11 protein-coding genes, 1 tRNA gene and 9 pseudogenes are annotated in these 22,448 nt (G+C 71.3%); 8 read left to right on the top strand and 13 right to left on the bottom strand.

What is annotated here, in order from left to right:
* Positions 1-48: 48 nt before the first annotated feature.
* Positions 49-2,505, top strand: a complete 2,457-nt coding sequence (locus DK389_RS31790) for a PBP1A family penicillin-binding protein (RefSeq protein ID WP_109895836.1) — start codon at positions 49-51, stop codon at positions 2,503-2,505.
* A 9-nt stretch (positions 2,506-2,514) separates the two neighbouring features.
* On the opposite strand, the gene DK389_RS31795 is transcribed toward DK389_RS31790, so the two are convergent.
* Positions 2,515-4,203 (bottom strand): methyl-accepting chemotaxis protein, encoded by a 1,689-nt coding sequence (locus tag DK389_RS31795; RefSeq protein WP_109897003.1) that lies wholly within the window; start codon positions 4,201-4,203, stop codon positions 2,515-2,517.
* A gap of 224 nt (positions 4,204-4,427) precedes the next feature.
* Positions 4,428-5,921, bottom strand: a complete 1,494-nt coding sequence (locus DK389_RS31800) for an AMP nucleosidase (RefSeq protein WP_109895840.1) — start codon at positions 5,919-5,921, stop codon at positions 4,428-4,430.
* A gap of 145 nt (positions 5,922-6,066) precedes the next feature.
* On the opposite strand from DK389_RS31800, the gene tsaA reads away from it, so the two are divergent.
* Positions 6,067-6,579: a tRNA (N6-threonylcarbamoyladenosine(37)-N6)-methyltransferase TrmO gene (gene tsaA, locus DK389_RS31805; protein WP_109886666.1), complete on the top strand. Its 513-nt coding sequence runs from the start codon at positions 6,067-6,069 to the stop codon at positions 6,577-6,579.
* 299 nt (positions 6,580-6,878) lie between these two features.
* Here tsaA and DK389_RS35840 read toward each other — a convergent pair.
* Together DK389_RS35840 and DK389_RS35845 are read right to left on the bottom strand one after the other, a co-directional pair.
* Positions 6,879-7,222, bottom strand: a pseudogene (locus DK389_RS35840) (transposase).
* A gap of 184 nt (positions 7,223-7,406) precedes the next feature.
* Positions 7,407-8,172, bottom strand: a pseudogene (locus DK389_RS35845) (IS1380 family transposase).
* Between the two features lie 179 nt (positions 8,173-8,351).
* Here DK389_RS35845 and DK389_RS31815 point away from each other — a divergent pair.
* Positions 8,352-8,954, top strand: a complete 603-nt coding sequence (locus tag DK389_RS31815; RefSeq protein WP_109886668.1) for a MarR family winged helix-turn-helix transcriptional regulator — start codon at positions 8,352-8,354, stop codon at positions 8,952-8,954.
* On the opposite strand, the pseudogene DK389_RS31820 reads toward DK389_RS31815, so the two are convergent.
* From DK389_RS31820 to DK389_RS31830, 3 genes and pseudogenes are all read right to left on the bottom strand, one after another.
* A pseudogene (locus DK389_RS31820) lies at positions 8,923-12,011 on the bottom strand (efflux RND transporter permease subunit). The gene DK389_RS31815 and the pseudogene DK389_RS31820 sit on opposite strands and share 32 nt — an antisense overlap.
* On the bottom strand, positions 12,011-13,057 hold the full coding sequence (locus tag DK389_RS31825; RefSeq protein ID WP_109886672.1) for an efflux RND transporter periplasmic adaptor subunit: 1,047 nt from the start codon (positions 13,055-13,057) through the stop codon (positions 12,011-12,013). Before DK389_RS31825 ends, DK389_RS31820 begins: the two are co-directional and overlap by 1 nt.
* A gap of 161 nt (positions 13,058-13,218) precedes the next feature.
* The gene (locus tag DK389_RS31830) at positions 13,219-14,328 is read right to left on the bottom strand and encodes an efflux RND transporter periplasmic adaptor subunit (RefSeq protein ID WP_109886674.1); all 1,110 of its coding nucleotides are present in this window, start codon (positions 14,326-14,328) and stop codon (positions 13,219-13,221) included.
* Between the two features lie 110 nt (positions 14,329-14,438).
* Between DK389_RS31830 and DK389_RS31835 the strand changes: the two genes are divergently transcribed.
* A complete protein-coding gene (locus DK389_RS31835; protein WP_109886676.1) occupies positions 14,439-15,002 on the top strand; it encodes a TetR/AcrR family transcriptional regulator in 564 nt (187 codons plus the stop codon).
* 93 nt (positions 15,003-15,095) lie between these two features.
* Here DK389_RS31835 and DK389_RS31840 read toward each other — a convergent pair whose 3' ends face one another.
* Both DK389_RS31840 and DK389_RS31845 read right to left on the bottom strand, forming a co-directional pair.
* Positions 15,096-16,349 carry an IS701 family transposase gene (locus DK389_RS31840; protein ID WP_109886678.1) on the bottom strand — a complete coding sequence of 418 codons (1,254 nt, stop codon included), beginning with the start codon at positions 16,347-16,349 and terminating at the stop codon, positions 15,096-15,098.
* A 135-nt stretch (positions 16,350-16,484) separates the two neighbouring features.
* Positions 16,485-17,437: pseudogene (locus DK389_RS31845) on the bottom strand (histone deacetylase family protein).
* 102 nt (positions 17,438-17,539) lie between these two features.
* On the opposite strand from DK389_RS31845, the gene DK389_RS31850 reads away from it, so the two are divergent.
* Positions 17,540-18,724: a ceramide glucosyltransferase gene (locus DK389_RS31850; protein ID WP_418291989.1), complete on the top strand. Its 1,185-nt coding sequence runs from the start codon at positions 17,540-17,542 to the stop codon at positions 18,722-18,724.
* An 80-nt stretch (positions 18,725-18,804) separates the two neighbouring features.
* Positions 18,805-19,500 carry a type 1 glutamine amidotransferase gene (locus DK389_RS31855; RefSeq protein WP_109886682.1) on the top strand — a complete coding sequence of 232 codons (696 nt, stop codon included), beginning with the start codon at positions 18,805-18,807 and terminating at the stop codon, positions 19,498-19,500.
* A 7-nt stretch (positions 19,501-19,507) separates the two neighbouring features.
* On the opposite strand, the gene DK389_RS31860 is transcribed toward DK389_RS31855, so the two are convergent.
* Positions 19,508-19,592: transfer RNA gene (locus DK389_RS31860), tRNA-Leu, on the bottom strand.
* A gap of 135 nt (positions 19,593-19,727) precedes the next feature.
* On the opposite strand from DK389_RS31860, the pseudogene DK389_RS31865 reads away from it, so the two are divergent.
* Positions 19,728-20,308: pseudogene (locus DK389_RS31865) on the top strand (YqaA family protein).
* Positions 20,308-20,792, top strand: a pseudogene (locus DK389_RS31870) (disulfide bond formation protein B); the annotation flags it as partial. The pseudogenes DK389_RS31865 and DK389_RS31870, both read left to right, overlap by 1 nt.
* A 163-nt stretch (positions 20,793-20,955) precedes the next feature.
* On the opposite strand, the pseudogene DK389_RS31875 reads toward DK389_RS31870, so the two are convergent.
* The 3 pseudogenes from DK389_RS31875 to DK389_RS35880 all read right to left on the bottom strand — a co-directional run.
* A pseudogene (locus DK389_RS31875) lies at positions 20,956-21,425 on the bottom strand (DUF1178 family protein).
* 21 nt (positions 21,426-21,446) lie between these two features.
* Positions 21,447-22,150: pseudogene (locus tag DK389_RS31880) on the bottom strand (nitrilase-related carbon-nitrogen hydrolase).
* Between the two features lie 126 nt (positions 22,151-22,276).
* Positions 22,277-22,445, bottom strand: a pseudogene (locus DK389_RS35880) (thioredoxin domain-containing protein); the annotation flags it as partial.
* Positions 22,446-22,448 lie beyond the last annotated feature (3 nt).

The following is a 22,448-nucleotide window of genomic DNA, read 5'->3' on the forward strand; positions in this document are numbered from 1 at the left end:
GCCCCGCACATTCTGGCCGGCGTCCCGCGCCGGGTGAACGATCAGCCGATGCCGCCTCACGAACCGGACCGCCCGCAGGACGGCCCCGCCCCGGACACCCGCGCCGCCGCCCGCGAGGCCGCGGCGGCGGCGCGCGTCCTCGGCCGCCAACTCGGCATCCTGGCGGCCGGCGCCGCCCGGGGCGCCGGGGCGCGGACGCGCGCCGCCGCGTCCGGTACCGGCCCGCTCCTGCGCGGTCTGTCGGAGCGCCTGCGCCGGCCCCGGCCCAGCCGCTTGGCGACGGGCGCGAGCGAAGCGGGCGAGGCGACGCGCGTCCCACGCCGCGGCTGGCGCGGGCGCATCGCCGGCAGTCCCCTCCTGGTGGCGCTCCTCGCTCTCGTGGCGCCACCGGTCCTCGCCCTGACGGGCCTCGTCGTCACGAGTTTTCTCACCCTGCCGCCCCTCGGCGGCGCGGCCCTCGACCCGGGGCAGCGGGCGCTCACCGTCGAGGCCGACGACGGGCGCGTCTTCGCGACCCGCGGCGCCTTCCGCGGGCAGCTCCTGACCGCGCCCGACCTGCCGCCGCACCTCGCCCAGGCGATCATCGCCATCGAGGACCGCCGCTTCTACAGCCATTGGGGCGTCGACCTGCGCGGACTCTTCCGCGCGGCCTGGCGCAACGCCGTCGGCGGCGGCGTGCGCGAGGGCGGCTCGACCATCACCCAGCAATATGTCCGACTGACCTCGCTGACCCAGGAGAAGACCCTGCGCCGCAAGGTCCAGGAGGCGTTCCTCGCTCTGCGCGTCGAGAGCGAGATGTCGAAGGACCAGATCCTGCTCGGCTATCTCAACACCGCCTATTTCGGGGCCGGCGCCTATGGGGTCGATGCGGCGGCCCGGCGCTACTTCGGCAAGCCCGCCAAGGCCCTGACGCTGCCCGAGGCGGCGATGCTGGCGGGCCTCGTGCGCGCGCCCTCGCAGCTTGCCCCGACCCGCAATTTCGGCGGCGCCAAGGAGCGTGCGGACGTCGTCCTGCAGACGATGGTCGAGACCGGCGCGATCACGGCGGAGGCCGCCGACAAGGCCCGCGCCCAGACGATCACGCTTCGCACGCCGCCCGAGACACCGCCCGGCACCAACTACTTCCTCGACATGGTGGCGGGCGACGCCAAGCGGCTCGCCGACACGCAAGGCGACGTGACCGTGCGCACGACGCTCAACCTCGACCTGCAGAGCCTCGCCGAGGGCGTCGTCGCCCGACGCCTTGATGCGGAGGGCACGAAGAAGAAGGCCGGTCAGGCCGCTCTCGTGGCGCTCTCGAAGGACGGCGCGATCCTCGCTCTGGTTGGCGGGCGCGACTACGAGGACAGCCAGTTCAACCGCGCGACGCAGGCCAAGCGCCAAGCGGGCTCGCTGTTCAAGCTGTTCGTCTACCTTACGGCCTACCAGAAGGGCTACACGCCGGAGAGCGTTCTCGTCGATCGCCCCGTCCAGATCGGCGATTGGGAACCGCAGAACTCGAACAACCGCTTCCGCGGCGCGGTGCCCCTTTCGACGGCCTTCGCCCTCTCGATCAACACCATCGCGGCGCAACTCGCCGACGAGGTCGGCGTGCCGGCGGTGATCGAGACGGCCCGCAGCCTCGGGGTCACGTCGGAGCTGCCGAACGTGCCGAGCCTGGCGCTCGGCTCGGCCGAGGTGACGCTCCTCGAGATGACCCGCGCCTATGCGGGGGTGCTCGCCAACCGCATGCCGCTCGAGGCCTACGGCGTCCACGCGATCCGGGGCGGAGCGCCCCAGCCGCTCTACGTCCATCCCGACCCCAAGGCGGGAGCGGCGCTGCCCGGCGACACCCGGGCGATGATGCTCGACTCGCTCCAGGCGGTGGTCGACGGCGGCACCGGCAAGGCGGCGCGGGTCTCCGGAATCCCGGTCGGCGGCAAGACTGGCACGACGCAGGAATATCGTGACGCGTGGTTCGTCGGGGTGACGCCCGATCTCGTGGTCGGAATCTGGGTCGGCAACGACGACAACAGCGCCATGAACCGGGTCAGCGGCGGCGATATGCCGGCCGCGATCTTCCGGGACTTCGTTCAGCGCGCCGCCGCCCAGATGGCGAAGGGCCGCGCCAAGCGCCCCTCCGCGGCGCGGGCCGAGCCCGCCCCGGCGGCGCCGGTCGCAGCATCTCCGGCGGCGGAGCTGCGCGGCGTGCCCGAGGTGATCGATACCGGCACCCTCGCCTTCCGGGGCCGGGTGGTACGGCTTCTCGGCGTCGAGGGCGAGGGCGGCGCGCTCGCCCGACAGCTCGCCCGTTATCTTCGCCGCCGCGAGGTCACCTGCGGACCCGGTGCCGAGGCACAACCAAGCAGCGCCGCGCTTCGCTGCCGGATCGACGGAGACGACCTCGCCGCCCTGATCCTGGCGGCCGGGGGCGCTCGCGCCAGCGACGACGCGCCCTCCGACCTCCTTTCCGCCGAGGAGCAGGCCCGCTCCGAGCGGGTCGGCCTGTGGCGGCGCGAGCGCTGAGCGAACCGGTCAGGCCGCCCGCACCTCGTTGAGGAAGCGCCGGACCTCGGCGCCAAGATGGTCGGCCTGCACGGTGAGGCCCGAGGCGGAGGCGAGCACGCGGCCCGCCGCCTCGCCGGTCTCGCCCGCCGCCCCCGCGACGCGGGTGACGGTGCGGGTGACCTCGTCGGTGCCGGCGGCCGCCTGCCCGACATTGCGCACGATCTCCTGCGTCGCCGAGCTCTGCTCCTCCACGGCCGCCGCGATGGCGCCGGTCATGGCGTTCATCTCGCCGACCCGCCCGGCGATCGAGCGGATCGCCGTCACCGCCTGATCCGTGGCGCCCTGGATCTCGCCGATCTGGCGCGAGATCTCGTCGGTGGCGCGCGCGGTCTGCGAGGCAAGTTCCTTCACCTCGGCGGCCACGACGGCGAAGCCCCGCCCCGCCTCGCCGGCGCGAGCCGCCTCGATCGTCGCGTTCAGCGCCAGGAGGTTGGTCTGACCCGCGATGCTGGAGATGAGGTTGACGACGTCGCCGATCCGGGTTGCGCCCGCACTCAGGGCCTCGACCAGCCCGGCGGTCGTTCCCGCTTCCGCAGCGGCCGCAGCGGCCAGGCTCGCGGAGCCCTGGACCTGACGGCCGATCTCGTGGACGGAGCTGCCGAGTTCCTCCGCCGCGGCGGCGACCATCGAGACGTTGGCGGCGGCCTCCTCGGCGGCGGCGGCGGCACCGGTCGACTGGTCGGCGGTGCAGGCCGCGTTCGCGCTCATCGCGTGGGCGGTCCCCGGAAGATCGTTCGCGGCCGTCGAGACCGCCTGCACGATGCCGCCGACCGCCCGCTCGAACCCGTCCGCGAGGTCGCGCATCGCCGCCTGCCGCTGCGCCTCGGCACCGGCGCGGGCGAGCGCGGCCTCATCCTCCAGGGCCCTGGCGCGGATGAGGCCGTCCTTGAACACCTGCACGGCGTCGGCCATCGCGCCGATCTCGTCCTTGCGCCCGAGGCCGGGCACGGCGGCGGCGAGGTCGCCGCCCGCGAGCCGGCCCATCGCCCCGTTCATGCCGCGGATCGGCCGGCTGATCCCAAGGTGCAGCAGAATGAGCGATCCCAGGGCGGCGGCGATCATCACGGCCAGACCGAAGCCGGTCGCGAAGCGCGAGGACGATGCGGCCGCCAGCGCCGCCGCGCTGCGCTCGCCGAGGAGGGAACGCTCGGCCGCCATCAGCTCGCCCGCAATGGCGCGCAGAGCGTCCATCGCGGACTTGCCCGCGCCGGACGCCTCGATCCGCCGCGCCTCGTCCCGGGTCTCGGAATTGCGCATCAGGGCGATCTCACGCTCGGCGACCTCCCGCCAGCGCTGCGCCTGAGCCTCGAGGTTCGAGAGGCGCTTCTGCTGAGCGGGATTGTCCGCCGTCATCCGCCGTGCCGTCGCTGCGGCCTCCGTGAAGCTGCTCACGCCCTCGCGGTACGGAGCCAGGAACGTCTCGTCGGCGGAGATGAGATAGCCGCGCAAGCCCGTCTCCTGGTTGATCATCGCGCCGACCGCGTCGTCGACCTGGCTGATCACCGCATGGGTGTGGGCGGTCCAATGGTTGGTGTTCTCGATCGTGCCGAGGTTGCGCAGCGACACGAAGGAGATGCACAGCCCCACGACGAGAAGGACGGCAAGCGTCGCTCCGATCTTGGCGGCGATGGACAGGTTGGCAAGGCGCGACGACATCGAGATCCCGCAAAAGTTGTCGGGGATGTCGCTGGTCAACGTCCCCGCGTGAAAGCTTCGGGATACTGAGGTGAAAATAATAATGATGATTTAATCGCCATATTTGAGCAAATTTCGTTCTTTTATACTTTCAAATGGCTGGTTTTGGTCAATTTTTGCTGCCGACCTACACCTCGACAGCGCGGGAAAGCACCTGCCAGGTCCCGCGCAATCCCCCGAGCCGATCAGCGGAAGGGCGGCTCATCGAAGCTGCGCAGCTTTCGCGAGTGCAGGCCCGCGCGGTCGGCGCGGAGGGCGTCGAGGGCGGCGAGGCCGATCAGCAGGTGCTCGGCCACTGCCCGCTCGTAGAAGGCGTTGGCGGCGCCCGGCAGCTTGATCTCGCCGTGAAGCGGCTTGTCGGAGACGCAGAGCAGCGTGCCGTAGGGGACGCGCAGGCGATATCCCTGGGCGGCTATGGTGCCGCTCTCCATGTCGACGCCAATCGCGCGGGACAGGTTGATGCGCCGCCGCTCCTGCGAAAAGCGCAACTCCCAATTGCGGTCGTCGTAGGTGACGACGGTGCCGGTGCGCAGGCGGCTCTTCAGCGTCTCGGCCTGCTCGCCGGTCACCTTTCCGGCGGCGGCCTGAAGCGCCAGCTGCACCTCGGCGAGCGCCGGAACCGGCACGTCCGGGGGCACCAGCTCATCGAGGATGCGGTCGCGGCGCAGGTAGCCGTGGGCAAGGACGTAGTCGCCGATGCGTTGCGACTGGCGCAGTCCCCCGCAATGCCCAACCATCAGCCAGCAATGGGGCCGCAGCACCGCGAGATGGTCGGTGATCGTCTTGGCGTTCGAGGGGCCGACCCCGATGTTGACGAGCGTGGTGCCCTCCATCGACCCGTCCGGTCGCCGGGCGACGAGGTGGTAGGCCGGCATCTGGAAGCGGTGCCAGGGTGAGGCGGCGACGATCGCGGCCGGGTCGGCGCCGGCCGCCTCGGCACGGCTCACCGTGATGCCGCCCGGCAGGATCATCTGCTCCAAGCCGTCCTCGCCCGCGGCCAAGCGGTCCAGGCCGTGGCGCACGAAGCGGTCGACGTAGCGGTGGTAGTTTGTCAGCAGGATCCAGGGCTGCACGTGGCGCCAGTCGCAGCCCGTGTAGTGCACGAGCCGGCGCAGGGAGTAGTCGACGCGGATCGCGTCGAAGAGGGCGAGCGGGCGCGGCGCGTCCGGGAGCTGCTGCCATGTCCCGTCCGCGATCTCGTCGCCGACGACGGAGAGGAGCGGGACGGGGAAGTAGGTCGCGAGTTCGGCCGGCCCGATCCCGCCGCGCGTCAGGTCGGCTCCGGGCTCCAAGACGTAGGGGTACGGGATCTCCTGACCGCTGAGCCCGACCTCCAGGCTGACGCCGTAATCCTCGACGAGCGGCTGGAGCTGCGCCATCAGGTAAGTGCGGAAGTGGTCGGGCTGGGTCACGGTTGTGGCGTAGGTACCCGGCACCTGGAGCTTCGCCGTCGCCCGGCTGATCCGCGGCACGGGCCCGGACGGCCGGTAGGTGACGCGCAGTTCCGGGTAGCGGAAGCGGAGCCGCTCGGCGGCATCCGGCGGCGTTCCGCCGTCGAGGAAGCGGTCGAGCGCTGCCCGCAGGGCGCCGGTCGCTCCGGCATGGAGCGCGACGAGCCGGTCGATCGCCGCAGAAGGGTCGGGCACCGATTCCATCGGTCGCAACTCGTCGTCGATCACGCGGCGGCCTCCGTACACGATGGGAATCCCGCCTCCGGCTCTACACCGCCGGGCGTCCCGGCGCGACGCCCCGCCGTGGTCGACGCTTGCACCGGAGGTCGGGCTGCCCGAAAGCGGGGGATCGGCACGAACGGGGACGGTCGGCATGAGCGAGGTGGACGGCGCATCGGCGGAGGACGGGTTCGAGCGCCGGCCCGGCGAGGAGTGGACCGCGCTTCCGACCGAGTTCGATGCCGGCCTGTACTTCATCGGCCGGATCTCGACGCCCTGGACCCGCCGCTCCGAGTGCCCGAAGAACGGACGCCAGACGAACGCAGTCTGCACCGTGCGGGTCGACCCGGCCTTCGTGCCGGCCCTCCAGAACGTCGAGGGCGCGAGCCACCTGATCCTGCTCTACTGGATGGACAGGGCCGCGCGGAACCTCGTGCGGCAGCGGCCGCGCCACGCCGACGGAAGCCGGGGCACTTTCTCGCTGCGCTCGCCCGCCCGGCCGAACCCGGTCGCCCTCTCTGTCGTCGAGCTCATCCGGCGCGACGGGGATACGCTTGTGGTGCAGGGCCTCGACTGTCTCGACGGGACGCCGCTCCTCGACATCAAGCCCTACTACGCCAGCACCGATTCGCGGCCCGAGGCCACGGTGGAGCGGTCGGGACGCTGAGCACGTCCGGCCCGGCAATCTCCGCCCGCCGAGGCCACCCAAATTGACACTTTTTGCGGGATGCCCCCGCTGTGCCCGGAATGTCGCAGCGCTATGAACAAAATGTGCTCTAGCCCGTCTTATTCACCGGGCAGTGGCTTGCGGCGTGTTTTGGGCTGATGGCGCGCGGGATCGGGCGTCTGTTCTGACGCGTGTGGACCTGGATCGTTCTGTCAGCACTGGAGGGACGGGAGCGGGTTTGTGGGCATCACGGCCCCTTGGTTTAGCCAGGTGCTGGGCGAGCGTGTCCGCGAGATGGCTCAGTAGGTCGCCTCAGGACAGGCGGCGGCGAAGGCGAGGCGAACCCGGCTGGCGGTCTCGCGGATGCGGGCGCCAAGCTTCAGGAGGCGCAGCCGGAGCGTGGCGAACTCGGCCGTGGCGAGGCGGTGCGCCTTCGGATGGCCTCACGCACGCTCAGCATCAGCCAGTAGGCCGCCGTGTGCAGGACGAGCCGCATCTGGTTGGCGGCGGATGCCGGCACGAGGTACGGTCGGAGGCGAGCTGGCTCTTGTGCAAGCTTGATCAGGTTCTCGGCCTGTCCGCGGCACAGTACAGGTCGGCATAGAGCCATTCCGGCGTGCCGGTCGTGATGTTGTGACGACATAGCGGATGTCGAGGCCGAGCCGGGTCGCCTCGATACGGGCGGCGACGCGCCGCTCTTGCCGCCAGGATTTGCCGCGTGCGTGGTCTCGCAAAGCCCCGCACCGCATCCTCGTTGTCGATGGCTCGCACAACTCTGATGTGATCGGCCGTCTGTTCCACCTTGGCCGCCAGCGCTTTGGTGCCGGTCAACCGAAGACGTAAGCGACGCGGTTGTCCTCGCACCAGTCCATTGCCTCGGGCCGGCCGTAGTGGCCGTCGCCCCGGATGGTGATCGCGGTGTTGGGCCAGTGGCGGCGGATCGCCCGGACGAGGCGGCGCAGATGTCCACGCACTTCGCGGCCCGAGGGCGTCTTGCCCGGCCGCAGGATCATCGCGACCGGCGGCTGGTGCGGTGTCGTAGACGTGGATCGGCAGAAAGCAGCGCCATCGTGATGGGCGTTGAACAGCGACAGTTGCTGCTGGCCGTGCACCACGTCGCACGTGTCGTCGATGTCCAGGGTGACGGCGTCGGGCGGGACGGGGTAGCTGGCGCAGTAGAGGTCGACAGCACCCGCCCGAGCCGGATGAGGTCGCGCAGACCCGGCGTGTTCTCCAGCCGCGAGACGGTGGGCTGGCTCATCAGGTCGTGCCCGCTCTCGGGCAGGCGGCCGCAGGCGAGCTTGAAGGCGGGGTCGGCGCGCAGGTGGTCGAGGTCGTCCGATCCTCATACCCGCAGGCAATCGCCAGGATGCGCGCCAGCAGGATCTCGGGCAACGGATGCAGAACCCGGCTGGGGTCACGACGGTCCGGGATCACAGCAGCGAGCTTGTCGGCAATGTCCAACCGCCGGGCGGCCTGGGCGAGCAGCAGGACGCCGCCATCCGAGGTCAGGCGTCCGCCATCGAAGGCGGCTGTGAGCTTCTTGCCCCGAACGGATGGAAACGCGAACGGGAGACACGTAGGATCGGACATGGCGGCGTGGCAGGCTCGGTGCGATCTGAAGGCTTGGCGTCAGCACCCAATCCCTAAGCTACATCAATGCTTTATGCTACGCTCGCCACCCCAGATCCACCGTCCTCGTGAATAAGACGGGCTAATATGTTCTGATCAGGATGAATCCGACGCTGCGGCGTGCGGCCGCGAGGGCATCGATGGGTCGAACGACGAAGGCATTGCGCGAGGCCGGGAGCGCCGCGGTCCGGCACGAGACGATCGATCCGGATATCTACGTGCCGGCCCTGCTGACGACCCTCTCGAACAACCTGACGCGGAGCGCCTCGACCTTCTACCGGCGGCATTTCGGGGTCGGCATCACCGACTGGCGGATCATGTACCGGCTCGCCTCCGAGCCCTGGGTGACGGCGCACCACATCTGCAACGCGGCCCAGCTCGACAAGGGCGTGGTGAGCCGGAGCCTCGCCTGGATGGAGAAGCGCGGGCTGGTGCTGGTGCGCGGCGACGAGACCGACGCGCGCCGCCGCCTCGTCGCCCTGTCGCCCGCGGGCCACGACCTGCACGACCGGATCACGGTGGTGGCGCTGGAGCGCGAGCGCAATTTCCTCGCGACGCTGACGACCGAGGAGACCGACGCTGCCATCCACCTCCTGCGCAAGCTGATCGGAAACCTGCGGGCCTTCCAGAAGCCGGTGGCGATCCCGCCGCCCCGGGACGTCCCCGCCGCTACGACGGTCGAGGCGGCGGGCGAGGTCCTCGCCGCCGCGGTCAGGCCGCGCGCCCGCGCGGCGGCGCCTTGATCCGGTACCAGCCGACATAGAGGGCCGGCAGGAAGAACAGGGTCAGGAAGGTGGCGGCGATGATGCCGCCGATCATGGCGTAGGCCATCGGGCCCCAGAACACCTCGCGGGCGATCGGGATCATGCCGAGGCTGGCGGCCGCCGCGGTGAGCAGGATCGGCCTCATGCGGTGGCGGGTCGCCTCGACCACGGCGTCCCAGGGCCCGAGCCCCTCCGCCTCGCATTCCTCGATCTGAGCGATCAGGATCACGGCATTGCGGATGATGATCCCGATCAAGGCCAGAATCCCGAGAATCGCCACGAATCCCATGGGCTTACCCGAGCTGAGGAGCGCCGCGACGACGCCGATGATCCCCAGCGGCGCGACGCTGGAGACGAGGAACAGCTTCTGCACGCTCTGGAGCTGGATCATCAGGAAGACCGCCATCGTCAGCAGCATGACCGGCACCACCGCCGCGATCGGCCCCTGGCCCTTGGCGGCCTCCTCGACGGCGCCGCCGGTCGCCAGCGTGTAGCCCTCGGGCAGCGCGCGCGCGTAGGCATCGATCTCGGCCTGGAGATCCGCCACGATGGTCGGCGGCTGCGTCGCGTCGATGATCGGCGCCTTGACGGTGAGCGTCGGCACCCGGTCGCGGCGCCAGACGATCGGCTGTTCGAGGTCGTAGTCGATCTTCGCGAAGGCGAGGAGCGGCACCACGGCGCCGTTCGAGAGCGTGACCTGCAGGCTCTGGAGCGTATCGAGGGAGGTGCGCTCGATGGTGCGGGCGCGGCCCACGACGTTCACGAGGTAGATCGAGTCGCGCACCTGCGTGATCGCGGAGCCGCCGACGACGCTGTTGAGGATCGAGGCGATGTCCTGGCTGGTCACGCCGAGCTGGCGGGCCTTGTCCTGCAGGATCTCGACGCGCAGCACCTTGCCGGGCTCGTTCCAGTCGAAGGTCGGCACGCCGACATGGGGTTTCGCGCGACGATGTCGGCGAGCTTCAGGGCGTTCTCGCGCACCACCTGCAGGTCCGGCCCGCTGAGCCGGTACTGGATCGGCCGGCCGACCGGGGGGCCGAGGGAGAGCGGGTTCACGAAGACGTCGGTGCCGACGAAGTCGCGCTTCCCGAACGCGTCCAGGCGGGCGATCACCCGGTCGCGGGCCTCGAGCGACTTCGTGACGATCACGATCTGCCCGAAGAAGGCGTTGGCGAGCTGCTGGTCGAGGGGCAGGTAGAAGCGCACGGCGCCCTGGCCGACATAGGACGACCAGCGCTCGATGTCGGGGTCGCCCTTCAGCGCCGCCTCGAAGCGGTCCATCTGGGCCTTCGTCTCGGTGATGGTCGCGTTCTGCGGCAGCGTCATGTCGACGAGGAGCTCGGCCCGGTCGGAGGCGGGGAAGAATTGCTGCTGCACCTTCGTCATGCCGGCGATCGCGAGCCCCATCATCGCGACGCAGGCGAGCACCGTGGTCCAGCGGAAGCGCATCGCGACCCGGAGCACGCGGAGGAACAGGCGGGTCAGCCGGCCGCCCTCGTGGGAATGCGCCTTCATCGTCTTGGGCAGCAGCGCCACGCCGATGAGGGGCGCGAACAGCACCGCCACCACCCAGGAGACGAGGAGCGAGGCCGCGATCACCACGAAGAGCGAGTAGGTGTACTCGCCGGCCGCCGAGCCGTTGAAGCCGATCGGCAGGAAGCCCGCCACCGTCACCAGGGTGCCGGTGAGCATCGGGAAGGCGGTCGAGGTGTAGGCGTAGGTCGCAGCCTTCTTCAGCGAGTCGCCGAGTTCGAGGCGGGCGACCATCATCTCCACGGTGATCATCGCGTCATCGACGAGAAGTCCCAGCGCGATGATCAGGGCGCCGAGGGAGATGCGCTGCAGCGTCACCCCCATGATCTGCATGATCACGAAGACGATGGCGAGGACCAGCGGGATCGAGATCGCGACGACGAGCCCCGCCCGCAGCCCGAGGCTGATGAAGCTGACGACGAGGACGATGACGACGGCCTCGACCAGCGCCTGGGTGAAGCCGCCGACCGCCTCCTCCACGATTCTGGGCTGGTCCGAGACGAGGTGGATGCCGACCCCGATCGGGAGCTTGGCCTCGATCTGACGCATGCGCGCGCTCAGATCCTCGCCGAAATGCAGGAGGTTGGCGTTCGGCCGCATGGCGATGGCGAGCCCGATCGCCGGCTTGCCGTCGACCCGGAACAGGGCGGCCGGCGGGTCCTCGTAGCCGCGGCTGATCTCGGCGACGTCCGAGAGGCGGAAGAAGCGGTCGTTGAAGCGCAGGTTGATGTCGCGCAGCGAATCCTCGGAGGCGAACTGGCCGCTCACCCGCACCGAGACCCGCTCCGGACCGGCCTGGACGACGCCGGACGGCGAGATCGCGTTCTGGCTCTGCAGGGTCTTGATCAGCGACTGGATGTCGATGCCGTAGCCGGCGAGCTTGCGGGTCGAGAAGTCGAGGTAAATCGTCTCCTTCTGGCTGCCGAGCAGCAGCGTCTTGCCGATGTTCGGGACCTTCAGGATCTCGGTGCGCACGCCCTCGACGTAGTCGCGCAGCTGCCGGTGGGTCAGCCCGTCGGCGGTGAAGCCGTAGACGTTGCCGTAGACGTCGCCGAACTCGTCGTTGAAGAACGGGCCCTGCACCCCTTGCGGGAAGGTGTTCTGGATGTCCCCGAGGCGCTTACGCACCTGGTAGAAGGCGGGCTGGATCTCCCCCGGCTTTGTCGTATCGCGCAGGTTGACGAACACGGTCGCCTGGCCCGGCGTCGTGTAGCTCCGCACGTAGTCGAGGGCGTTGATCTGCTGGAGCTCCTTCTCGATCCGGTCGGTGACCTGCTCCAGCGTGTCCTTGATGGTGGCGCCCGGCCAGTTCGCCTGGACGACCATGGTCTTGATGGCGAAGGGCGGGTCCTCCTCGCGGCCGAGGCCCCGGTAGGCGATGGTGCCGGCGACCAGGCACACGGCCATCAGGAACCAGACGAAGGAGCGGTGCCCGAGCGCCCAGTCCGAGAGGTTGAAGCCCCCAGTGCGCACCTCGCCGCTTGTGTCGTTCGGTGCGTGCATCACAGGGGCTCTTCCGAGAGCCGGATCGTCTGGCCCTCCTGCAGGGAATGGACGCCGGCGACGACGACGCGCTCGTTCGGGTTCAGGCCGCCGCTCACCGTGACGCGCTCGGGGCCGCGCTCGGCCAGGGCGACGTCGCGGCGGGCCACGGCATTGCCGGCGGCGTTCACGATCCAGACCGAGTCGCGCCCGTTCTCCGTCAGGATGGCGGTGGCGGGCAGCGGGAAGCGGGGCGCGACCGGCCGCGACAGGGAGACCGTGATGGTCGCGCCGAGGCGGAAGGCGGAAGGCGGGTTCTCCAGGCTCATACGGATGCGCCGGGTGCGGGTCGACTGGTCGGCGAAGGGCGAGACCTCGCGGACCCGGCCCGCCGCCGTGACTTCGGGCGCGCTCTGGAGCGAGACCGTGAAGCGCCCGTCCTTGGGCATCGCGCCGGCCAGATCCTCGGGGATGTCGACGACGGCCTCGCGCTCCTCGGGGCGGGCCACGGTCACGACCGCCTGGCCGGCGCTCAGGACCTGCCCGACCTCGGCGCTGCGCTGCGTCACCACCCCGTCGAAATCCGCCTTCAGCTCGGTGTAGCCGATCTGGTCCTGCGCCTTCTGCAGGCTCGACTGGGCCTGGGCGAGGCGGGCCTGGGCGGTGTCGCGGTTGGCCACGGCGCCGTCGAGCTGGGCCTGGGTGACGTTGGCGCCCTCCATCAGGCGGCGGGTGCGCGCCTCGGTGGCCGCGGCATTCTCGGCCTGCGCCCTGGCATCGGCGACATCGGCCTCGGCCCGCACCAGGGCGAAGCGCGGCACCACGGGATCGAGGGCGGCCAAGCGCTGGCCCTTCGTCACGATGTCGCCGACCGTGACGTCGCGGGCGACCACCCGGCCGCCGATCTGGAAGCCGAGCTGCGACTGGTAGCGCGGCTCCACCGTGCCGGCGAAGGGGCCGAAGACGACCCGGTCGACGGGCTTGGCGAGGGTGTAGAGCACCGGCCGTACCGGCGGCGCCTCGGCCTTCTCCTGTGCCGGCTGGCAGGCGGCGAGGAGGAGGGGCATGGCGAGGAGACAGGCGCGCCCTGCCCCCTCTCCCGTTCGGGAGAGGGTTGGGGTGAGGGGTGCGACCTCTCCGGATACGGCCGATCCCTCACCCGGTCCGCGTGCCGCGGACTCAGGCCTTCCCGAACGGGAGAGGTGGGCGGATCGCATCCCCGTCGCGCTCATCGGCCGCCCTCCCCGCTCGCCGCCACCGTCACGGTCTGGCCCGGACGCAGGAACTGGATGCCCGCCGTGACGACCTGCTCGCCCGGCTCCACGCCGGCGGCGAGCGCGATCGTGTCGGCGCCGTAGCGCTCGACCGTGACGTTGCGCGGGGACACCGTGCCCGTCGCCGGGTCGAGCACCCAGATCGCGGGCCGGCCCTTCCAGCGGTAGAGCGCCGACCAGGGCAGCACGATGGCCGGTTGCGGCCGGAACTTGCCCCGCCCGACCACGACCGCTCCGAGCCCCATCTGCGGCGGCGTCCGGTCGAGCCCGACCTTGACCCGCACCGTGCCGGAGGACGGATCGACGCTCGGCGCGATCTCGCGGACGCTGCCCACCGCGACGACGCCGGGGTCGGCCTGGAGCACGACCTCGACGGTCTTCGAGTCGGGCGGCGTCGCCAGCAGCGCCTCGTAGACGTTGAACACCGCATCGCGCGGCCCGTCCTGCGCGAGAATGAGCACGGACTGGCCCGCCCGCACGACCTGGCCGGTCTCCAGCGAGCGGCTGAGCACGATGCCGGCGACGCCCGCGCGCAGCTCCGTGTAGGAGAACTGCTCCTGCGCGGTGCCGAGCGCGGCCTTGGCCGAGTCGACCGCCGCCTGGGTCGTCCGGAGCTGCTGCTCGGCATTGTCGAAGGCGGGCCGGGTCGTGTAGCCGCTCGCCAGCAGCGTCTCCTGGCGCTTGAAGCTGAGCTTCGCCTGCGTGAGCTGCGCCTCCGCCGAGGTGAGCGCCGCGCGGGCGTTGTCGAGGTTCGCCCGCTGCTCCTGCGGGTCGAGGCGGGCGAGGACCTGATCGGCCTCGACATGGTCCCCCACCTCGACGAGGCGCGCGCCGACCTTGCCGTTCGTCCGGAACGAGACGTTGGTCTGCGCCTGCGCCTGCACGTCCCCGGTGATGACGATGTCGGTGGCGATCATCGAGCGCTCGGCCGCGACGACGCGCACGAATGTCTGCGCCGCGAGCGGCTTCCCGGGCTCCGTCTGGGCAGAGAGGGCGGGTGCGGCGACCGCGCCGGCCAGCAGGACGGCGCAGATGGCGAGCGGCGTTGATCGACGTCCCGTCATGGCAACATCTCGGGCGGCACCTCGGGCCAAGGCCGCGATTCGGCCTATCGCCGCGCAGCCATATCCACTACATTACCGACCGTCCAGACGGTTTTTAACAGGTCGAGGGTATGGCGAAGGCGCGCACCCGGCGGGAGGACCGGCCCGAGATCATCCTCGACGCGGCCGAGGCGCTGCTGCGCCGCTCCGGCAGCCGCACGCTGACGATCGACGCGGTGGCGGCGGAGGCGGGCCTCAGCAAGGGCGGGGTGCTGCACCATTACGCCTCGAAGGACGCGCTGGTCACGGCGCTCGCCGCCCGCAAGGTGGAGCGGCTGCGCGCCGGCATCGGCGAGCACGCCGCCGCGCTGGCGGCGTCGCGGGCCCGCATGCCGCTCGCGATGATCGGGCACGCCCGCGAGGTCTACGCCGAGGAATGTGGTTTCCCCGATTCCCTGCTGATCGCGACCGCGGAGAACGCGGAGGCCGTCGCCGGCTTCCGGAGCTTCCTCGCCGAGCGCCTGCGGGATCTCGCCGAGATCGAGGCGCGCCCGGGCGCCGGGGCCGCCTTCCTGTTCGCGATCCTCGGGCTGATGATGAGCCGGTCGCTCGGCTTCCACGAACTCGACGGTGCGGAGCTCGACCGGCTGTTCGGGGCGCTGGAGGCGCAGGCGCGGGCCCTGCCGGAGGGCTAGCATTACAGTTGCAGTTTCGTTCTGAGGTGCGCCTGTCGGGCGGCAGCTTGGTGGGCGCGCCGCCAGGCTGACCAAGCGAGCACGAGCGCGGGCTCAATGCGCCGCTGCGCCAGCCGCATCGCCACGCGCCGGATCTCCTGAATGGACCACGGCACCGGCGAGCTTGGCGATGAGCGGCGTTTTTGGGGGCGTTCCGTTGGCCAACCGGCGCACCCGCGCCAACATCGCAAAAGCCAGCATCACCAAGCTGACGTGCCGGTGCCAGCCGTGCCACGAACGGCTCTCGTTGTGGGCCAGCCCGAGCTCCGTCTTGGCGGTCTCGAACGCGTCCTCGATGGCCCAGCGTCGCCCCTCCACGGCCACCAGCGTCTGCACCGGCGTGCCGGCCGGGCACCAAGTGGTGAAGTAGGAGAAGCTCCCGTCCGACAGGCTGCGCCGCACGAGCAGGCCGCGCGTCCACACGCTCTGATCAAGAGCGGCGTCGAGCGCATCCGCCGGCAGCGTGGCCAGCGGCAGGTAGGCCCAGTCGAACAGGCGCGGTCCCTTCGTGCCAGATCCGGCCGAGAGCCGGATCCAGTCTGTCTTGGAGAGATCCTTGGCGATCTCCTCGGCGGTGCCCGCGACGTCGAGGTTTTGGTCCCAGGACCAGAACCGATGCTGACCCGTGACACCGAGCACGTAGCCCTTGTACGCACGGCGCAGCGCCAGCTCGATCTCGCCAACCCCGTAGATGCTGTCAGCCGCAACCCACGCAAACGGCACCTCTGCCTTTATCGCCCGCTCGATCATGGCCAGCGCCAGCTGCGGCTTGGTGGCAAAGGTGATGGCCTCCGGCACATGCGCCGTCCGCCTTCGAGCCGGGTCTCCGGCCCAGGCTTTGGGCAGGTACAGCTGACGATCGATGAAGGCGTGGCCCTGATCCGAGACGTAGGCGGCAAACACCCCGATCTGGCAGTTGGTGATCTTGCCAGCTGAGCCTGTGTACTGCCGGCCCACACCGCACGAGGCTCTGCCCTGCTTCAAGAAGCCGGTCTCGTCGATCACCACCACCGCGTCAGGTGAGCCGAGCGTCTCGAGGACGTAGTCACGCACCACGTCCCGCAGCGCCTCCGCGTCCCAGTGCGTGCGACCGAGGACAGCCTGCTGGCGCCAGGGGCCTGGATCACCAGCAGCTTCAGCCCGCATCCAGCCGGTCTTGCGCCGCTCACCCCCAAGCAAGCCCTCCAGGAAGGCGTTGGCGGAGGCGGCGACGCTCGGGGCGGCAAACAGCGGGCGGATGCGCTGCTTGGCCTGCCGCAGTGTCGTCGACCAGAGCTCCAGCGTGGATTCGAGCGAGGTTGAGGACATCGCGCTCTCCCATCCGAAACCACTCAGATAGGAGCCTCACCCTGCAACTGTAATGCTAGGGGAACCGTCGGTCTCCTGACGCGGAGCACCTGCCCGGAGCGTCAGCGGAGGGCGACCCGGGACGGAGATCGGATGCTATCCCCCGGCCTCGGCCGCCATCGCCTCGAAGACGAGGGCGTGGCGGGCCGCGATCGCGTCGACGTCGTGGCCGTAGCCGCCGCCGATGACCGCCACCAGCGGGATGCCCCGCGCCCGCGCCTCCCGCACGACGAGCCAGTCGCGGGCCGCGAGGCCCTCGTCCGTCAGGGCGAGGCGCCCGAGCCGGTCGTCCCGGTGCGGATCGACGCCGGCATTGTAGAAGACGAGGTCCGGCCGCAGGGCGTCGAGGAGCGGCGGCAGCCGGCCCGCGAGGATGGCGAGGTACTCGGCGTCGCTCTGGCCGTCGGCAAGGCCGATGTCGAGGTCGCCTGCGATCTTGCGGGCGGGGTAGTTCTTCTCGGCGTGGATCGAGAGGGTGAAGAGGTCCGGGCAGGCGTAGAGGCAGTCGGCGGTGCCGTCGCCCTGGTGGACGTCGCAATCGACCACGAGGGCCCGGCCGATCGCGCCCTCCCTCTGCAGGGCGCGGGCCGCCACCGCCACGTCGTTGAACACGCAGAAGCCCGCCCCTTGCGCCCGCCGCGCGTGGTGGCTGCCGCCCGCCGCGCTCCCGCGAGGCCGTGGGCCAGGGCGAGCCGCGCCGCCGCCAGCGTGCCGCCCGCCGAGGCGCGGGCGCGGCGCGTCACGCCCGGATCGATCGGCAGGCCGATCGCCTTCTCGATCTCGCGGGGCACGGCCGAGGCGAGCACGGCCTCGACATAGGCGCGGTCGTGGACGAGGCAGAGGGTCTCCGCCCCCGCCGGCTCCGGCGTCACGAAGCCCGCCGGCGCGAGGCCGCGGGCGGACAGGATCTCGGCGAGCCGGCCGTACTTGCCCATGGGGAAGCGGTGCCCGCGGGCAGGCTCGCCTGATAGGCCGGGTGATAGACGATCGGCGTCACGCCCGCCCCTCCTCCGGCGCCCGCGGGCGCTCCCTGGTTCGCGGCCTGTCATACGCCTGATACGGCCCGGCTGTTAGGGGCCCTGTTCGGATTGGGACCGGCAGGGATCGGCGCGTGCCGTCCCGTCGCGAGCCCGGAGCCGAGGAGCGAATTCATGGCGGGATTCATGGACGGCGCCTTCGCGAGCGGCATCCCGATCGCCACCCTGGCCGTCCTGGCGCTCTGCGCCCTCGTGACCCTCGTCAATCTCGCGAGCCTGATCGTCGCCGCGCACCGCATCGGCGCGGTCCGGACAGGCTCGACCATCCCGGCCGGCGCTCCCGTCTCCCTGGTGCGGCCGGTCTGCGGGCTCGAGACCTTCAGCGAGGAGATGCTGACCCGCGGCTTCCGCCTCGACTATCCCGCCTACGAGCTGATCTTCTGCGTGGCGGATGCGGGAGACCCGATCCTGCCGCTCCTGCACCGGCTCATCGCGGCCCATCCGTCCGTGCCGGCGCGGATCATCGTCGGCGACGAGCGGGTGAGCGACAACCCGAAGCTCAACAATTGCGTGCGCGGCTGGGAGGCGGCCCGCCACGAATGGGTGGTGCTCGCCGATTCGAACGTGCTGATGCCGCCGGACTACCTGCAGCGGCTGCAGGCGGCGTGGCGGCCCGACACCGGCCTCGTCTGCTCGACGCCGGTCGGCGCCCGGCCGGACAGCTTCCCGGCCGAGGTCGAGTGCGCCTTCCTCAACACCCTGCAGGCGCGCTGGCAATATGCCGGCGAGGCCCTCGGGCTCGGCTTCGCGCAGGGCAAGAGCATGCTGTGGCACCGGCCCTTCCTGGAGGCTCGCGGCGGCATCCGGGCGCTCGCCGCCGAGATCGCGGAGGACGCCGCGGCCACGAAGCTCGTGCGGGTGGCGGGACGCCGCGTCCACCTCGTCGCGGCGCCCTTCGAGCAGCCCCTCGGGCGGCGGAGCCTGCGGGAGGTGTGGGCGCGCCAGATCCGCTGGGCCCGGCTGCGGCGCGTCACCTTCCCGCTGTTCTTCGCCCCCGAGATCGGCACCGGCGCCCTCCTTCCCCTCGGGCTCGGCGCCGCCGCGGTCGAGGGCGCGCCCGCGCACCTCGCCCTCCTCGCGATGGCGGCGCTCTGGTACGGCGCCGAATTCCGGCTCGCCGCGCGCGCCGGCTGGCACCGCTCGCCGCGCCTCGTCCTCGCCTTCCTGGTGCGGGACGCGATGCTGCCGGCCCTCTGGGCCGCCGCCTGGATGCGGAGCGCGATCGTCTGGCGCGGCAACGCCATGGACATCCGCCCGAAGGCGGCGGGGGCCTTGCGCCCACGGGTCAGGGCCGCGTGAGGCCGTCCTTCCGGGCGGTCGCCGCCTGATCTACACCGCGGGTCGAGTGACACGCTTCGGACACGCGAAACGACCCGCCCATGAGAATTGCCGTCCTCGAGACCGGCCGGCCGCCGGCGCGCCTCGGCGGGCGCTATCCCGGCTACGGCGCGATGGTGCGCAGCCTCGTCGGGCCCGGCCACGATTACGAGATCGTCCGCGCCGATGCCGGGGCGCTTCCCGCGCCGGACGCGCACGCGGCCTACCTGATCACCGGCTCGCCGGCCGGCGTCTACGATCCCGATCCGTGGATCGCGGCGCTGATCGCCTTCCTGCGGGCGCTCGCGCCCGACCGGAAGGTGGTCGGGCTCTGCTTCGGCCATCAGGTGATGGCGCAGGCCTGGGGCGGGCAGGTCGTAAAGTCGGAGAGGGGCTGGGGCCTCGGGCTGCACCGCTACGCGATCGTGGAGCGAGCGCCCTTCATGGATGGCGGCGACGACGCGATCCGCGTGCCCGTGAGCCATCAGGACCAGGTCGTGGCTCGGCCGCCCGGCGCGCGGGTGCTCGCGGCCAGCGCCTTCACCCCGCACGCGGTGCTCGCCTACCGGGACCGTGCCGCCCTCTCCTTCCAGTGCCATCCGGAATTCAATCCCGACTTCGCCCGCGCGCTCACGGACGGGCACCGGGCGGGGGAGACGGATCCGGCGCTCGTCGCGGCGGCGCTCGCCTCCCTGGACGCGCCCCACGATTCCGGCCGCGTCGGCTCCTGGATCCGGCGCTTTCTCGATGAGGATTGAGGCTGCGTGGTGCGGGTAGAGGGAATCGAACCCCCACGCCTTGCGGCTGGCGATTTTGAGTCGCCCGCGTCTACCAATTCCGCCATACCCGCGACCCGCGCCTCATCGCACAAGTTCGCCCCGGCGGCCAAGGACTTTTGCGGAGACGGTGCGGCGCGCCTTCACTGGCCAGGGCCGCCCGCCTGTGCTCAAAGGTCGGCGCCTCTCCCCGACCGGACAAGGACCCGATGATCCGCGGCCTCTACGAGTGGATACTCGCGCTCGCCGGCAAGCCCTCGGCGCCCTGGGCGCTCGGCGCCGTGGCTTTCGCGGAGAGCTCGTTCTTTCCCGTCCCGCCCGACGCCATGATGGTGCCGATGGCGGTGAGCCGGCCCGACCGGGTCTGGTTCTACGCCCTCGTGGCGACGGTGGCCTCGGTGGCGGGCGGCCTCGTCGGCTACGCGATCGGGCCCTGCTGTTCGATTCCCTCGGCCAGTGGCTGATCCGGCTCTACGGGCTGCAGAACTCGGCCCATACCTTTCAGGAATCCTACGCCGAGTACGGCCACTGGGTGATCCTGCTGAAGGGCCTGACGCCGATCCCCTACAAGCTCGTCACCATCACCTCGGGCTTCGCGCATTACAGCCTGTTCTGGTTCACGGTGCTGTCGATCGTCACCCGCGGCGCGCGCTTCTTCCTGCTGGCGGGGCTTCTCGGGCGCTACGGCGTGCAGATCCGCGGCGTGCTCGACCGGCACCTGAACGCGGTCGCGGCGATCTCGGTGGCGGTGATCGTGCTCGGCTTTGTGCTGTTCAAGCTGGTGCTGTGATGCGTGCGGCCGGTCTGTCGAGCCTCCGCGTCGCCGCCCTCCTCGTGGCGCTCGGCGCGGCGCTGACCGTCGGGGGCGCCCTCGTGTTCGAGCACGGGCTCGGCTACGTGCCCTGCAAGCTCTGCCTCACCGAGCGCATCCCCTACTACGCCGCGGTGCCGCTCGCGCTCGCCGCCCTCGTCCTGCCGGCGCGCCTCGCCCGCCTCGCCCTCGGGCTCGCGGCCCTCGGCCTCCTCTACGGAGCGGGCCTCGGGATCTACCACGCGGGCGCGGAATGGGGGTTCTGGCCCGGCCCGAGCGATTGCGGCGGCGGCGCCGGCGCCAATCCCGAGGCGATGAGAGCGATTTCCTCGACCGGCTCAAGACGACGCGGGTGGTCGATTGCTCGACGGCCGCCTGGCGCTTCCTCGGGCTCTCGCTCGCCGGCTGGAACGCGCTGATCGCGGCCGCCCTCGCCTCGGTTGCCGGCGGGGCCGCCATCCGGCGCGACGCGCCCCCTCTCCGTTCGGGAGAGGGCGGGGTGAGGGGTGCGGCCTGTCCGGGTATGGCGCACCCTTCACCCAGTCCGCGTGCCGCGGACTCGACCTCTCCCGAACGGGAGAGGGGATCCGCGCCTCATCCGGGAGCCGGCCCGGCCCGAACCCGCCCTAGTTCCGGTCGTCCGGCATCGGCGGCAGCGGCGCCACGTCGATGCCCTCCTCGATGAGGGCGCGGGCCTCCTCGGGGCTCGCCTCGCCGTAGATCGGCCGCTCCGCGACCTCGCCGTAATGGATCTTGCGGGCCTCCTCGGGAAAGCGCGGGCCGACATGCTCGGCGGTGCTCTGCACGTGCTCGCGCACGGCGCGCAAGAGCGCCCTGAGCTTCTGCTCCGGCTCCGCAATCATCGGCATGGGGCTGGGCCCGGGTGCCTCCGGGAGGGGAGCCGGCACGGGCGCCGACCGCTCGCCCCGGTCCGTGCGGGCGATGCGGGGGGCCATCAGGCCCTTCTCCACCTTGCCCGATCCGCAGAGCGGGCAGCTCACGAGGCGCGCGCGGCCTGCTCGTCGAAGGAGGCGCTTGAGGGAAACCAGCTCTCGAACGTGTGGCTGGCCTCGCAGACGAGGGTGTAGCGGATCATGACGTCAGGATAACGCGCGACTCATGAACAACGCCCCACCCGCTCGACGGTGAAGGGCCGCGCGTGCTGGAGCGCCGGGATGCGGCCCCGCGCCTCGGCGACGCGCGCAAGGTCGATCTCGGCGAGGATCACGCCGGGCTCCGCCCCGTCGGCCTCGGCGATCACCCGACCCCAGGGATCGACGATGATCGAGTGGCCGTAGGTGTCGCGTCCGTCCTCGTGGCGCCCGCCCTGCGCGGCCGAGATCATGAACGAGCCGGTCTCGATGGCGCGGGCCCGGTGCAGCACGTGCCAGTGGGCTCGCCGGTCTGCTGGGTGAAGCAGGCGGGCGCCGTCAGGATGCTGGCGCCGGCCTCCGCGAGCGCCCGGAACAGGGCGGGGAAGCGGATGTCGTAGCAGATGCCGAGCCCGATCGGAGCCAGAGCCGTGTCGGCGACGATCGCGCAGGCGCCGCCCGTATAGGTGGCCGATTCACGCCAGCGCTCGCCGTTCGGCAGATCGACGTCATAGAGGTGGAGCTTGTCGTAGGCCGCGACGATCTCGCCCTGCCCGTCGATCAGGCGCGCGGTTGGCGATCTTCTCGCCGTTGCGGATCGCCAGCGAGCGATCTGCACCACGGCGCCGGTCTCGCGGGCAACGTCGCGGAGCGCGGCGAGCGTCGGATCGTCCTCTGCGCACGCACCCCTCGAAATCGCCGTGCGGCTGCGCTCGACCAGCGAGGTCATTTCCGGCGTCTGAACGTAGTGTGCGCCGGCCGCCACCGCCTCGCGGACGCCCGCACCGCCGCGTCGCGGTTGGCCAGGGGCTCGCGGCCCGAGCGCATCTGCACGCAGGCGGCGATGAAGCGGCCCTCAGGCACCGGCGACCCCGACTTCGGCACCCTTCAGGAGCGGGTCGAGCTTGCCGGCGCGGGAGGGCGTAGAGGTCGTCGCAGCCGCCGACGTGCTGTTCGCCGACGAAGATCTGCGGCACGCTGGTGCGTCCGCCCGCCCGCTGCACCATCGCGGCCCGGGCCCCTTGCGT

Source organism: Methylobacterium durans (genome assembly GCF_003173715.1).
Lineage (GTDB): Bacteria > Pseudomonadota > Alphaproteobacteria > Rhizobiales > Beijerinckiaceae > Methylobacterium > Methylobacterium durans.